This is a genomic window from Marinobacter sp. H13 (assembly GCF_059072335.1).
On record NZ_JCACRU010000001.1, the window covers coordinates 3,899,353 to 3,912,519 of the forward strand.

Annotated in this window: 10 protein-coding genes and 3 tRNA genes; 10 read left to right on the forward strand and 3 right to left on the reverse strand. The window is 55.2% G+C overall.

Annotated elements, in window-relative coordinates; translation table 11 throughout:
* The first annotated feature begins 133 nt into the window (after positions 1-133).
* The 8 genes from alaS to AC5JQH_RS18190 all read left to right on the forward strand — a co-directional run bounded on the left by alaS (position 134) and on the right by AC5JQH_RS18190 (position 6,056).
* Positions 134-2,764, forward strand: a complete 2,631-nt coding sequence (alaS, locus tag AC5JQH_RS18155) for an alanine--tRNA ligase (RefSeq protein ID WP_008172812.1) — start codon at positions 134-136, stop codon at positions 2,762-2,764.
* A 105-nt stretch (positions 2,765-2,869) separates the two neighbouring features.
* The gene (locus AC5JQH_RS18160; protein ID WP_014576751.1) at positions 2,870-4,108 is read left to right on the forward strand and encodes an aspartate kinase; all 1,239 of its coding nucleotides are present in this window, start codon (positions 2,870-2,872) and stop codon (positions 4,106-4,108) included.
* 189 nt (positions 4,109-4,297) lie between these two features.
* Positions 4,298-4,495, forward strand: coding sequence for a carbon storage regulator CsrA (csrA, locus tag AC5JQH_RS18165; protein ID WP_008172808.1), 198 nt, complete (start codon positions 4,298-4,300; stop codon positions 4,493-4,495).
* Between the two features lie 126 nt (positions 4,496-4,621).
* A tRNA-Ser gene (locus AC5JQH_RS18170) sits at positions 4,622-4,711 on the forward strand.
* 63 nt (positions 4,712-4,774) lie between these two features.
* Positions 4,775-4,851 (forward strand) — tRNA-Arg (locus AC5JQH_RS18175).
* 25 nt (positions 4,852-4,876) lie between these two features.
* Positions 4,877-4,953: transfer RNA gene (locus tag AC5JQH_RS18180), tRNA-Arg, on the forward strand.
* A 364-nt stretch (positions 4,954-5,317) separates the two neighbouring features.
* Positions 5,318-5,509 (forward strand): SPOR domain-containing protein, encoded by a 192-nt coding sequence (locus AC5JQH_RS18185; protein WP_053114925.1) that lies wholly within the window; start codon positions 5,318-5,320, stop codon positions 5,507-5,509.
* 37 nt (positions 5,510-5,546) lie between these two features.
* A complete protein-coding gene (locus AC5JQH_RS18190; protein WP_053114926.1) occupies positions 5,547-6,056 on the forward strand; it encodes a BCAM0308 family protein in 510 nt (169 codons plus the stop codon).
* A gap of 16 nt (positions 6,057-6,072) precedes the next feature.
* Here the strand turns inward: AC5JQH_RS18190 and AC5JQH_RS18195 are convergent, their stop codons facing one another.
* The gene (locus AC5JQH_RS18195; RefSeq protein WP_053114927.1) at positions 6,073-7,929 is read right to left on the reverse strand and encodes a HAMP domain-containing methyl-accepting chemotaxis protein; all 1,857 of its coding nucleotides are present in this window, start codon (positions 7,927-7,929) and stop codon (positions 6,073-6,075) included.
* A 681-nt stretch (positions 7,930-8,610) separates the two neighbouring features.
* Between AC5JQH_RS18195 and AC5JQH_RS18200 the strand changes: the two genes are divergently transcribed.
* On the forward strand, positions 8,611-10,269 hold the full coding sequence (locus AC5JQH_RS18200) for a choice-of-anchor F family protein (RefSeq protein ID WP_092031879.1): 1,659 nt from the start codon (positions 8,611-8,613) through the stop codon (positions 10,267-10,269).
* 85 nt (positions 10,270-10,354) lie between these two features.
* Here AC5JQH_RS18200 and AC5JQH_RS18205 read toward each other — a convergent pair whose 3' ends face one another.
* Both AC5JQH_RS18205 and AC5JQH_RS18210 read right to left on the reverse strand, forming a co-directional pair.
* Positions 10,355-10,795, reverse strand: a complete 441-nt coding sequence (locus AC5JQH_RS18205; protein WP_491713715.1) for a hypothetical protein — start codon at positions 10,793-10,795, stop codon at positions 10,355-10,357.
* A gap of 133 nt (positions 10,796-10,928) precedes the next feature.
* Complete coding sequence (locus AC5JQH_RS18210) at positions 10,929-11,465, reverse strand: DUF2058 domain-containing protein (RefSeq protein ID WP_008172128.1); 537 nt, start codon at positions 11,463-11,465, stop codon at positions 10,929-10,931.
* A gap of 106 nt (positions 11,466-11,571) precedes the next feature.
* On the opposite strand from AC5JQH_RS18210, the gene dbpA reads away from it, so the two are divergent.
* Positions 11,572-12,945 carry an ATP-dependent RNA helicase DbpA gene (dbpA, locus tag AC5JQH_RS18215; RefSeq protein ID WP_008172127.1) on the forward strand — a complete coding sequence of 458 codons (1,374 nt, stop codon included), beginning with the start codon at positions 11,572-11,574 and terminating at the stop codon, positions 12,943-12,945.
* The last annotated feature ends 222 nt before the right edge of the window (positions 12,946-13,167 follow it).

A 13,167-nucleotide genomic window follows, 5' to 3' on the forward strand; every position in this document is an offset into this window, starting at 1 on the left:
CTGTGATGTTTCACGTTTTTCCTGTTCTCGGCGTGTGCTAGAGTAGCGGATTTGCACAAGCATGTAAGTATCCGTATTCAATCGCGGACCGGGCGGCATTTCCGCCGGGTTTCTGGAAAGGTATCAAAGGGCTATGAAAACCGCAGAGTTGCGACAGGCATTCCTCGATTATTTCAAGCAGCAAGGTCACACCATTGTTCCAAGTAGTTCGCTGGTACCTGCGGACGACCCCACATTGTTGTTTACGAATGCGGGAATGAACCAGTTCAAGGACCTGTTCCTGGGTCGTGAAGAGCGCGACTACACCCGGGCAACCTCGTCCCAGAAATGTGTCCGCGCTGGCGGCAAGCACAACGACCTCGAAAACGTCGGTTACACCGCCCGTCACCACACCTTCTTCGAGATGCTGGGCAACTTCAGCTTCGGTGATTACTTCAAGCGGGAAGCCATCAACTACGCCTGGACATTCCTGACCGGCGAGAACTGGCTGAACCTGCCTCAGGAGAAACTCTGGGTTACCGTTTACGCGGAAGATGACGAAGCCTTCGACATCTGGAACAAGGAAATCGGCGTGCCGGCAGACCGTATCGTCCGTATCGGCGATAACAAAGGCGGCCGTTACGCCTCAGACAACTTCTGGCAGATGGGGGACACCGGTCCCTGCGGTCCCTGCACCGAAATCTTCTACGATCACGGCCCGGATGTTGCTGGTGGTCCCCCCGGATCACCGGAAGAGGACGGTGACCGCTACATCGAAATCTGGAACGTGGTGTTCATGCAGTACAACCGCACCGCTGACGGTGAGATGTTGAAGCTGCCCAAGCCGTCTGTTGACACTGGCATGGGTCTGGAGCGCATCACGGCGGTTCTGCAGGGTGTTCACAGCAACTATGAAATTGATCTGTTCCAGGATTTGCTGGCAGCCGCCTCACAGATTCTGGGCGGTGCCGCAACCACGGAAGCATCTTTGCGTGTGGTCGCGGACCACATCCGTTCCTGCGCCTTCCTGATCGCGGACGGCGTCATGCCCTCAAACGAGGGGCGCGGTTTTGTGCTGCGCCGTATCATTCGCCGCGCGGCACGCCATGGCAACAAGCTGGGTGCAACCGGGCCGTTTTTCTACAAACTCACCGGTGCACTGTGCGAGCTGATGGGCGAGGCCTTCCCGCAGCTGGTCAGCAGCCGCAAACAGATTGAAAAGGTTCTGCTGCAGGAAGAGGAGCAGTTTGCCAAGACGCTGGACAAGGGTTTGCGTCTGCTTGAGCAGGACATTGCCGAACTCAAGGGTGCCGAGATTCCGGGCGAGACAATCTTCACGCTTTATGACACCTATGGTTTCCCGGTCGACCTGACCAACGACATCGCTCGCGAACGAGGCCTGACGCTGGATTACGAAGGTTATGAGAAGGCGATGGAAGGTCAGCGCGAGCGCGCCCGGGCAGCCAGCAAATTCGGCATCGACTACAACGCCGCGGGCCTACAGCTCGAGGGCAAGACCGAGTTCACCGGTTACGAGCACATTGACGGCCACGAGAAAATCCGTGCAGTCATCGTGAACGGCGAGGAAAAGACCGCCGAAGCCGGTGATGAGGCCGTTGTGGTGCTCGAACGTACGCCGTTCTATGCCGAGTCTGGTGGCCAGGTCGGCGATACTGGTCTGCTGACCTGGAGCGGCGGCCGGTTCAAGGTAACGGATACCCGCAAGGAGGGGGATAACCACCTGCACCTTGGCACCCTGATCGAGGGCGAGCTGTTTCCGGGGCTGGAAGTCGATGCGCGGATTGATCACGCCCGTCGCGAGCGAACCAAGCGTAACCACTCCGCTACGCACCTACTGCACGCGGCCCTGCGCAAGGTACTGGGTGAGCACGTTAGCCAGAAAGGTTCACTGGTGGACCCGGATAAACTGCGTTTCGATTTCTCCCATTTCGAGGCCGTTACTCCGGAGCAGCTTCGCGAGATTGAGCGCCAGGTGAACGAGCAGATCCTGGAAAACAGCCCGGTCCAGACCGAAATTACCGACATGGAAAAGGCCCAGGAAAAGGGTGCCATGGCGCTGTTCGGGGAAAAGTACGGGGATGTGGTTCGGGTACTCAGCATGGGTACCGACAATTACTCCGTTGAACTGTGTGGTGGTACGCACGTTTCCCGTACCGGGGACATTGGCCTTTTCCGTATTACCTCTGAAAGTGGCATCTCATCCGGCGTCCGTCGTATCGAAGCCGTTACCGGCATGGGCGCGCTGGACTGGATCGACGGCACCGAGCGTACCCTTCGCGAGGCGGCCCGTCTGGTGAAAGGCTCCCGCGAGTCGGTCATTGAAAAGGTCCAGCAGACGATTGACCGCAACCGTCAGCTTGAGAAGGAAGTGGGCGCGCTGAAGGCAAAACTTGCTTCCTCGGCCGGTACCGATCTGGCCAGCACCGCTGTCGACGTCGGCGGGCTCAAGGTGGTGGCTTCCGAGTTGGAAGGTGCTGACCGCAAGGCCCTGATGGAGACGGCTGATCAGCTGAAGAACAAGCTGGGCGAGGGCGTTGTGGTTCTGGCCAGCGTGGAAGATGGCAAGGTGACTCTGGTTGCCGGTGTTACAAAATCGGCCACGGGCCGGATCAAGGCCGGGGACCTCATGAAGCATCTGGCCGCGCAGGTCGATGGCAAGGGCGGGGGGCGACCCGACATGGCTCAGGGTGGTGGCAACGATCCATCCAAGCTGGAGGATGCCCTGGCGGGTGTTGCCGGCTGGGTCGAGAAAAATATCGCTTAAGCAACTGTTTTTGTCGGCGGGCTGGGGTTTATAATCTCGCCCGTTTCTTCTTAGTGGCGGAGTGTCACTCCGCTGTGAGTCCCCGTTTCGGATATTGGGAAAATAATGGCTCTGTTGGTTCAGAAATTTGGTGGCACATCGGTTGGAACAACCGAGCGTATTGAAGCGGTAGCCGAGAAGGTGAGCCGTTTTCGGAAGGAAGGTCATGATGTTGTTGTCGTGGTTTCCGCCATGAGCGGTGAAACCAACCGGCTGATCGCCCTGGCCAACAACATCATGGAGGAGCCGACACCGCGTGAGATGGATGTGCTGGTATCCACTGGTGAGCAGGTAACCATTGCGCTCCTGTCCATGGCGCTGCAGAAGCTCGGTTGTGAAGCACGGTCCTACACCGGTTCTCAGGTGCGCATCCTGACCGACAGCAGCCATACCAAGGCGCGGATCAAACAGATCGATGAGCAGCGCATGCGCGAAGATCTGGATGCTGGTCGAGTGGTTGTGGTTGCCGGATTCCAGGGCATAGACGAGAGTGGAAACATCACTACGCTCGGGCGTGGCGGCTCCGATACCACAGCGGTGGCTCTGGCGGCAGCGCTCAGGGCAGACGAATGCCAGATCTACACTGACGTTGACGGTGTCTACACAACCGACCCAAGGGTTGTCGACACTGCGCGCAGGCTTGAACGGATTACGTTCGAGGAAATGCTTGAAATGGCGAGTCTGGGTTCGAAAGTGCTCCAGATCCGCTCTGTAGAATTTGCAGGTAAATACAACGTTCCATTAAGGGTTCTTTCCAGCTTCCAGGAAGGCGAGGGCACCCTGATTACTCTTGAGGATGAAAACGCCATGGAACAACCGGTTGTTTCCGGCATCGCTTTTAACCGTGATGAAGCCAAACTGACCATTGCCGGCGTACCGGATACCCCGGGCAGCGCGCTGCGTATTCTGAAGCCGGTGAGTGACGCCAATATCGAAGTGGATATGATCGTGCAGAACGTGGGTGAGGATAACCGCACAGCCTTCACGTTCACCGTCCATCGCAATGATTTCAAGCGTGCGAAAGAAGTGCTTCAGCGTGTTGCTGACGAACTGGGTGCTCGTGAAGTGGCCGGTGACAGCAAGATTGCCAAAGTCAGTATCGTGGGTGTCGGTATGCGTTCTCACGCTGGTGTGGCCACTCAGATGTTCGAGGCGCTGTCCAACGAGGGAATCAATATCCAGATGATCTCCACATCAGAAATCAAGATTTCCGTGGTGATCGACGAGAAATACCTTGAGCTTGCGGTTCGCGCACTTCACAGTGCATTTGAACTGGACAAGCCCGCGGTATCGGAAGAGGCCTGAAAACCGCAGATAAAAGGTCGGTCTGCGGGGCCTCCGAAAAAAGGGCGTCATATACTGAGCCTATGACAAACGTGCACCGTATAAGGGAATGTGCGTCTACAGATCAGTAAGTGATCCCACTATAAAAGCAATAAATAGATCAAAAAACCATTTATCGGAACAGGTAGCTCTGGATAGGGAGTAAGGGATATGTTGATTTTGACTCGCCGCGTGGGCGAAACTCTGATGGTCGGCGACGATATCACCGTCACCGTCCTGGGAGTGAAAGGCAATCAGGTGCGCATTGGCGTCAATGCCCCGAAAGAAGTCGCGGTACACCGTGAAGAAATCTACCAGCGGATTCAGTCGGAAAAAGGCTCTGAAGAGCCCGAGCCCGGCAACAGCTGAGAGTCAGAAAGCCGTTCAAGGGAAACCTGAACGGCTTTTTTGATGGTGTGGGGAAACGGGCCCGAAAAATCTCGTGTCAACCCTATGAAAACAGAAAAATTATGGTAGTATACGCCCCGTTCTCAAGGAGAGGTGGGTGAGTGGCTGAAACCAGTTCCCTGCTAAGGAACCGTACGAGCAATCGTACCGAGGGTTCGAATCCCTCCCTCTCCGCCATTTCCTTTTTGAGGAAAGAGAGACAGGTTGAAGTAGCACTCAACCACAGCAAGTGATCAATGTGCGGCTGTAGCTCAGCTGGATAGAGTACCTGGCTACGAACCAGGCGGTCGGAGGTTCGAATCCTCCCAGCCGCGCCATCGATCAACCTGCCACAAGTTTTAAGCGGCTGTAGCTCAGCTGGATAGAGTACCTGGCTACGAACCAGGCGGTCGGAGGTTCGAATCCTCCCAGCCGCGCCATATTAAGATCAAGACGCCTCAGTTTGTGAACCTCACAGGCTGAGGCGTTTTGCTTTGTATAGCTGGGAGGATTTGAACCGATAAGAGGTTCGACCGAAACCCACGCAGTGGGTTGAGGAACGCCGGAGCAATGCGACGGCGACCCCGAAGGGGTGAGGGCCAAAGGCCCGAATAATCCTCCCAGCCGTGCCAAATAAAGTCCAAAGCGCCTCAGTTTGTGCACCCCACAGGCTGGGGCGTTTTGCTTTAGCCTTCCAGTCTTGCTCTCCGTCAATTTCCGGTTGATCAATATTTGCACAGCTCCACCCTCCCTGCCTATTCTTTCAGATGTAAGGAAATCGAAATCAAACAGGAGGTTTCACTCATGAGCAAAACAGTAAACGGCGCCTATCGGGATCGCGACCAGGCCAAGAATACCTGGGATGACTTGATTGCGACCGGCATTCCCCGGGATAACATCTACATCGACGAAGACGCCAAGCTGGTCAAGGTCATCGTGCCTGCAGAGACCGAACGTGAGGTCAGGGAAATTTTTGACCGTCACGGGCTGCAATGAACGACCAGATTCCGTCATCAGGGAAAGGAGTGAGGGCATGAGCGGCAAAGACAGTGTTGCAGCTGGCCACGGACGGGATGACCGGCTTCTCAAAGAAGAGATTCACGATCCATACGTAGCCAGATCCAAGCCCAAGGAGCCAGCGATATGCTCCGAGTGCGGTGCAGCTTTCCATAAAGGGCGCTGGCAGTGGGCAACGCCACCCGCAGGCGAGCTTAACGAGCTTATGTGTCCGGCTTGTGAGCGAATCCGGGATAATATGCCAGCTGGAATACTGACTCTCTCCGGGGGCTTTCTGGGTAAGCATCGAGATGCAATCCTGAAACTCATCCACAACAAGGTCGAGGAAGAAAAGCTCGAGCACCCGATGAAACGTCTTATGAGTGTGGAAGACGGTCCAGAGGGAGAGCTGGTGGTGAAATTCACCGATCTGCATCTACCCCGGGGCACCGGGGAGGCTATTGAGCGAGCGTACGACGGTAATCTGGACATCCAGTACACCAAGGAATCGAACCTCGTTCGGGTGTACTGGAATCGGGATGATTAGGCAGCAGGCTGTTCAATTACAGCCTGAAACGTGAAACAAGGTTCTGCAGGTCGCTGCCCAGCCTTGCCAGTTCGCTGCTCGAGCTGGCGGTCTGGTTCGATGAGGCGGCGGACTGATCCGTAACATCCCGAATGCTGGTAATGTTCTGGTTGATTTCCTCGGCCACCGAAGTCTGTTGTTCGGAAGCTGTGGCAATCTGACTGTTGTACTGTTTGATCTCCTCTACAGCACGGGCAATGCGCTCAATGGTCGTTCCGGTTGCCGTGGCACGTTCAAGGGTGTTCGAGGCCATGGTGGTGCTGGACTCCATCGCGGACACCGAGTCACCGGCGCTGTTCTGAAGTGACGTTACCAGAGTCTCGATTTCCTGGGCCGATGATTGTGTCCGCTGTGCGAGAGAGCGCACCTCGTCGGCCACCACGGCAAAGCCGCGACCCTGCTCACCAGCCCGCGCTGCCTCGATAGCGGCGTTCAGCGCCAGCAGGTTGGTCTGCTCGGCGACGGATTTGATCACATCCAGAACGGTGCCGATGTTCGCGGTTTCTTTCTGGAGTCCCTGGATGGTCTCCATGCTCTGGCTGACTTCCCGTGCCAGATTGTTGACCTGATCTACGGTCGCGCGGACTTCCCGCTCACCGTCGCTGGCCTGGCTGGCCGCATCGGCGGCCACGGAAAAGGCCTGTTCGGCGCTGCGGGCGATCTCACCAACGGTTGCGGTCATTTCGTTCATGGCGGTAGCAACCTGATCGGTTTCCTGCTTCTGACGATTGATGCCATCGCTGGTCTGGCTGGTAACAGTTGAGAGTTCTTCTGCCGAGGCTGCAATATTGGAGGCCCCCGACTCAATACTTCTTACCAATTCCCGGAGGCTGGTCACCATGGTAGCCAGGGCAGCCATCAGTCGTCCGATCTCGTTGGTACCGCTGGCCTTGATATCCACGGTCAGGTTGCCAGAAGCCACCTCGGAGGCGATGCTCACTGCCTGGTTAACAGGGGAGACGATGGCGCGGGTAATGAGTAGGGCCATCAGGATGCCAAGAATAAGGGCGATACCGGTCGCGCCGAAGATCAACCAGGAAGCCTGCTCACGATCAGCCTCCATTTTCTCAGTCTGAAGTGCCCGAAGGTTATTTGCCGATTCGATGGCACTGCGAGCTGTGCTGACCATATCATCCGACAGCTGTTTTCCGGAGTTGGTGAGATCCACGACCGTTTGAAATTCATTGACATAGGTCTTCAGCGCAGCATTGATCTGGTCTTTTTCCTCGGTCGTGATCGCCGCTGATTTCAGCGGGCCCTGGACTCTTTTCGCATCATCGAGATAAGCCTTGACGCTGGCGTCATCATGTTCGATCAGGAACTTGCGTTCAGAGCGACGCATATCCTCGAAAATGGCTGAAGCGAAGAACAGAGAGCTGTGGGCCTTCAAAGAAGATCCGAAGATGCGGGCACTGGTTTCAAGGCGCTCGAGCGCTGCCTCCCGTTCACCAATGTTGGTTTCAACCTCGCCCATGAGCCGCTGGTATTGTTTTACGTCTGCCTGGATCTGGCCCAAGGTTTCAATATCCTTGGCGACTGCGAGCAGCGGCTTGATCTCATTGGTCAGCTCCAGAACCCGGTCGCCCTGGGCCTGAGTCCGGGCAACAGCCTGCGCCTCACCGGTCAGCAGAAAGTTCTTCTCCTCAACCCGGGCTTCGGTCAGGTTGGTGTTTACCTGCCCGAGCATGGCAACAATGTTCGAACGTTGGCCATAGCTCTCCAGGGCCCGATCACCTACCAATCCCACTACGATGGTCAGCAGCAGGAGAACCGCAAAGCCGCCAGCCAATCTGGTCCGGATGGTCATGTTGGTGAGGAAGCTCGAGACTGTCATGGTTTTCCTTACTTGCTTGAGGGCAGCATCAAAGCGTGGTTTTGCCTCATTTTTAGCGCGAGGCAGCAAACGAAATTGATACACCGAGGAAATTTGGAATCTTTTATTTGCAGCTATTAAGGCCGCTTTTATCAAAAGAATCCAGAGGCATACCGTAACAGATAGTTTCTGGACGAGTTTATTTGATACGGAAATGCAGCAATTCTCCGAAATATAAAATCATTAAGCAGTGAGCCTACAAGGACTCGAAGGTGAACACTGCCTGATTGGTATTCAGGTCTGCTCGGCTTTGAGGGTGCGACAAAAAGTCACACCTATCGATTCGGTGGCTAGACAGGAACGACTGGCTGCAACTGCGAGCGGTGTAATGGAGTTTTCTTTCACAGGTAATTGTCTTGAGATTCCTGTTCGTGGGCGCCTCATGGCTGGGTATACGGCCGATCGCGATGTTGCAGCTTTGCGCTTCTGGCAAAAGCATGAGAACTGTTCGTGCTAGATTGTTCTACTAGTTGTAACTAAAAAGCATTTGCTTATCGGTTTTTGTGCTTTACGATTGTGAATGAACGGTAATCTTGAACTGCTCTATGTTTTGGATTTTCTGAACTGCATTAGGGAAAGCATTATGACTACTATAAAAATGATTTTGCGAGACATCGACTTGCTAGCGCCGTGTTTTGTTCCATGATTGGCCTGCCGTGTGTGGCTGTTGCGGCAACGATGGAGGGAGTGAACGAAGAAAACCTTGCGGTTCCACCGGTTGAAGGTAAAACCTTGGTGTATACCGATACAGAGGGAACTGCCAGCTTTGGGTGGCTCGATCCGGTTAACGATTTTGGCAATGTAGGGTTGGGGATCAAGGTCTATAACGAGCCGTTCACCGCCCAGCAGACATACGATTTTGCCGGTTGCCTGATGGCTCAGCCCGATCGTGCCCCCGGCGACAACTGTACAGCCCCGCCTGATTCCGGAAAGCGTTTCAAGCTTAAAACAACCGAAACCAATGGTCCCATCGACATTGTTGTCGATGTGTCAGCCGATGATTCGGTAAGTCTCTATCGGGTGATTGGCAAGTTTTCCAATCTTACCGACGCCTCCAATTCGGTTGGCGGTGATTTGAATGCGATCCGTTTCGAGCTCGGTTTTGGGGTTGGAAGCGAGTTTATGCGTTCATCTGTTGGTGATGGTCTGGGTTTCGGCTTTGCAGATGGCGCTAAACTGAGTATCGGGCCTGTTGGTAAGTACCCCGGCGGCCTTTTCGGCGGTAGTAAAGTTGAGGGATTGCCTTTCTTCAGCACCGAGGTTGCTCCATTTACTGAATCGCTTGCTACGGCTGATGATGGAGATGTGCTTGAAACCAATGGCACCATTGCCACGCAGTACAGTTCTTTGTTTGGTGATTGGCGGACGCTGAGCGAAACGCCCACGGGATGGTTTATTGATCACGATGGTAATCCGGCCAACGACTCGATCCTTCTGGCTTATAACGCCGGAACGGCTTCCGCGCCGGATTGGCAGACTTATGAAAAAGTCTTTAGTACGACAGTTGAGGTAGATGCCGATGGCGACAATACGGTAGATACTCTCGCTGATCGATGGGATCCCAACAGCATTAACTTCGACCCGAGCGTAGCCGACGATGTAGGGCCAATTGTGGATACCTTGGGTGAGGGGGATGCCCAAGATACTGTACCTGATGCAATTTCATTGAATCAGTCTTCTGCTGCTGGCCTGTATGTTGCCGATTACAACAATACGGGCGAGGGTTTCAAAGTCCTGATCGATGGCGAGGCTGTAGCCATTGATGCCTTCGCCGAGTGGGCTAATCAACCTCCGAAAGTGCTCAATACTTCAGACGGCTCCCTCTACGCTACATGGAGGTCTGATGAGGGTGAGGATGGGTTGTATGAGTTGGCAGACGGTTCGTTCGAAACTGTTGAGGCTGTAAACGCGACGATTCTGGCTGATGAAGCGGCATATGAACGCGTTGCCGGTTATGTTCAAGGCCCGATTGAAGATCTCGCCAACGTCAATATCAACCCCACAATTTCAGTGGGCGCGGCTGCCAATTGGCCAACCTGTACCGGTGATGGTGTGAGTACGACTTGTAGCTTCACGTTCAGGGTTACCGGTCTGAATGGTGCAGTTGATGATCCGATGATTCCAGATACTCCGGTTGAACCCGAGCCTGAAGAGCCCACTGCAGCGTCCAGTAGTGGCGGCGGTACCATCTTTGGTTGCACCGCAGGCAAACCAGGTGCTCCGTTCGATCCGGTTCTGCCGGGCCTGGTGCTGATGGCGATGGGCGGCTTGTGGGCGCGTAAGCGTCTACGCAATGCCTGAATAATCTCGAGGTAAAAGGCGCAAATAAAAATCGGGGCTGACAATCAGCCCCGATTTTTTTGTGGCCCTGAACAGCAATGTCCGACTACTGGCTGTTCGAGCCTTTCATCTTATACTGCTGATTCTTGCCGTTACCGCCACCCCCGGCGCCCTGTCCATTTTGCTGGCCCATACCCTGGCCGTTTTTCTGCCCCATACCCTGGCCGTTTTTCTGCCCCATACCCTGGCCCATGCCCTGGCCTTTACCCATGCCTTGTCCGGAACCCTGTCCCATGCCGTTTCTGAGCTCAACGCCACGCTCTCTGGCTCGTTCCATCATCCGTTCATGGTGCAGCTGGCGGTACTTCGCACGCTCGGCGTCGGTGTTCAGGTTGCGCATGGTTTCCCGGTGCTGTTGCAGCTCTTGCTGGGTCATCAGTTCCCGTCCGAAAACCTGGTCGTCCGATTGGGCGGCAACCGGCATACTGGCCAAAGACGCCAGTAACGTGGCGCCAGCTATCAAGCTCAATGATTTTTTCACTCTCATGGTTAATCCCCTTCGTTCTATGGATATAACTAAAGTATAGGCCAAGTCAGAAGTTTTGGGGTTATGAGTAGTACCTATGTATTTCCCGGGTGCATGTAGTACCAAAAGGGTGTATCTGCGGTTGAGTAGTGCGTTACCACATCAGATCATCAGGGATTTCGTAGCCTGCGTAAGGATCATCCTCGCCTGCATCGTCCTGTTTGCGATCATGAAGTACCACCACGGCGCTCTCATCCCGCTCCATGATTTTTCGGGCAACACCTTCCGCCACAATCTCGTAGTTATCGTTCACGAAAACAATTGCCAGGCGGCCGCGGGATAGCTGATCGACCATAGTGTCGTCTACGAAGAGCTTCTTGATCTTTTTGTCATGAACAAACTGATAGGAGGTTTCGCCGCGGCTTCGGTCCAGCCGGTTGGTTTCTACCAATTGCCGGATCTGGGCCTGGATGGCTTTCTTTTCGGCAGCGCGCTGGCGCTCCAGGTTGAGTTGGCGATCCCGCTCTGCTTTTTCCTCACGGGCCTGACGTGCACGGGTCTCGGCCTCGTTAACTTCCACAGCACCCTTGGGTTGCTGCTTTCTTTTCTTCCGTTTTTCGCTGCGAATGGCCTTGGCTTTTTTCTCGTCGGCAAGGCCGGCCTTCAGCAATTGGTCCTGCAGGGATGCCATCAGTAACTCCGTTCTTTCGTTGCAGATTCTGGTATCATTTCGGCCTAGTATACGCCCTCATTATTGCCTTCATAACCAGCTTCCGCTGAATCCGGGATTTTCTTCTATGTCTTCTTTTAACGACTTTGGCCTGTCTACCGCCATGTGCTCGAACCTTAACCAGCTGGGGTTTGCCCAACCCACGGAGATTCAGGCGAAGGCCATTGCCCCTGGGCTGGCGGGAAAAGACATCATTGCTATGGCCAAAACCGGTAGCGGAAAAACGGCGGCGTTTGGCATCAGCCTGGTTGAGCGGCTCAATCCCCGACTGTTTGCGGTTCAGGCGCTCGTGCTGTGCCCGACCCGCGAGCTGGCAGACCAGGTCGCCAAAGCTATCCGTGAGCTGGCGCGGGCCCGGGACAATATCAAGGTGCTGACTTTGTGCGGCGGTGTTGCCATCGGTCCCCAGATCGGGTCCCTGAGCCATGGCGCTCATATTGTTGTGGGTACCCCGGGCAGGATTCAGGACCACCTGCGCAAGCAGACCCTCTCGCTGGCGCGGCTTAAAACCGTGGTGCTTGATGAGGCGGACCGAATGCTGGATATGGGTTTTCAGGAAGCGATGGAAGACATCCTGTCCCAGACTCCGCCATCACGCCAGACCATGATGTTTTCGGCGACCTGGCCGGCGCCCATCCGTGAATTGAGTAAGCAGTACCAGAAAAGCCCGGTAGACGTTCGGGCCGAGGAAGCCGGTGACAACCCGGACATTGAAGAGCTGTTCTACGAAGTGTCGCCACATTCCAAATCGGATGCCATCGTAGCGCTGCTTTCCGAGCGTCAGCCCGAGTCCTGCATCGTTTTCTGCACCACCAAACAGCAGTGTGACGACATGGCGGCGGAACTTGGTGAGCGGGGTTTCTCTGCGCTGCCTTTGCATGGCGATCTGGAGCAACGGGATCGAGACAGCGTGCTCGTGCGGTTTGGCAATCAGAGCTGCTCCATCCTGGTTGCCACCGACGTGGCTGCCCGTGGCCTCGACATAAAGTCTCTGCCCCTGGTTATCAACGCCGAGCCCGCGCGGGATCCCGAAGTGCATACCCATCGGATCGGGCGCACCGGCCGGGCAGGGGAGCGGGGTCATGCTGTTACCTTCTGCACGCCGGCCCAGGGGCACAAGATTACCCGCATCGAGTCCGAAAGAGGCCGCAGCGTGACATGGGGAGACACAGAGAAACTCCTGGCGACGCCGCTGAAACCGGTCGTGCCCGCCATGAAGACCCTGTGCATTGCCGGTGGTCGCAAAGACAAGGTTCGTCCCGGCGATGTCCTGGGTGCCCTGACGGGCGAAGCAGGCCTGCCTGGCAAAGCTGTCGGCAAGATTGATCTGTTTGATCATCAGTGTTTTGTCGCGGTAGAGAAGTCGCTTGCAGCTAAGGCATTGGCCAGGCTCGAAAGTGGCAAGGTCAAGGGGCGGAAAATACGCGTTCGATATGCCTGAATGAGAATTGCTTCGTCTGTATAAATGCGTGTCTTTTCGGACCGCGACGCTCGGAAACCCCGTATAGATTTTTGCATTCAGGTTGCCCGGGCACCCTGAAAACGGTAAATTACGCAGGATTTTGCCCCCCGAATTGTCGCGGAAGCGTGTTAGACCTTAGTCTAACTGGTCAGTCCGGGCACAGATCGGGAGAAATATAAATCAATACAGGTAGCTGTTCGA

What these genes read in the sequence shown, in the direction of transcription:
- alaS (WP_008172812.1), top strand. Translation starts at nt 134, where the DNA reads ATGAAAACCGCAGAGTTGCGACAGGCATTCCTCGATTATTTCAAGCAG.
- AC5JQH_RS18160 (WP_014576751.1), top strand. Translation starts at nt 2,870, where the DNA reads ATGGCTCTGTTGGTTCAGAAATTTGGTGGCACATCGGTTGGAACAACC.
- csrA (WP_008172808.1), top strand. Translation starts at nt 4,298, where the DNA reads ATGTTGATTTTGACTCGCCGCGTGGGCGAAACTCTGATGGTCGGCGAC.
- AC5JQH_RS18185 (WP_053114925.1), top strand. Translation starts at nt 5,318, where the DNA reads ATGAGCAAAACAGTAAACGGCGCCTATCGGGATCGCGACCAGGCCAAG.
- AC5JQH_RS18190 (WP_053114926.1), top strand. Translation starts at nt 5,547, where the DNA reads ATGAGCGGCAAAGACAGTGTTGCAGCTGGCCACGGACGGGATGACCGG.
- AC5JQH_RS18195 (WP_053114927.1), bottom strand. Translation starts at nt 7,929, where the DNA reads ATGACAGTCTCGAGCTTCCTCACCAACATGACCATCCGGACCAGATTG.
- AC5JQH_RS18200 (WP_092031879.1), top strand. Translation starts at nt 8,611, where the DNA reads ATGATTGGCCTGCCGTGTGTGGCTGTTGCGGCAACGATGGAGGGAGTG.
- AC5JQH_RS18205 (WP_491713715.1), bottom strand. Translation starts at nt 10,795, where the DNA reads ATGAGAGTGAAAAAATCATTGAGCTTGATAGCTGGCGCCACGTTACTG.
- AC5JQH_RS18210 (WP_008172128.1), bottom strand. Translation starts at nt 11,465, where the DNA reads ATGGCATCCCTGCAGGACCAATTGCTGAAGGCCGGCCTTGCCGACGAG.
- dbpA (WP_008172127.1), top strand. Translation starts at nt 11,572, where the DNA reads ATGTCTTCTTTTAACGACTTTGGCCTGTCTACCGCCATGTGCTCGAAC.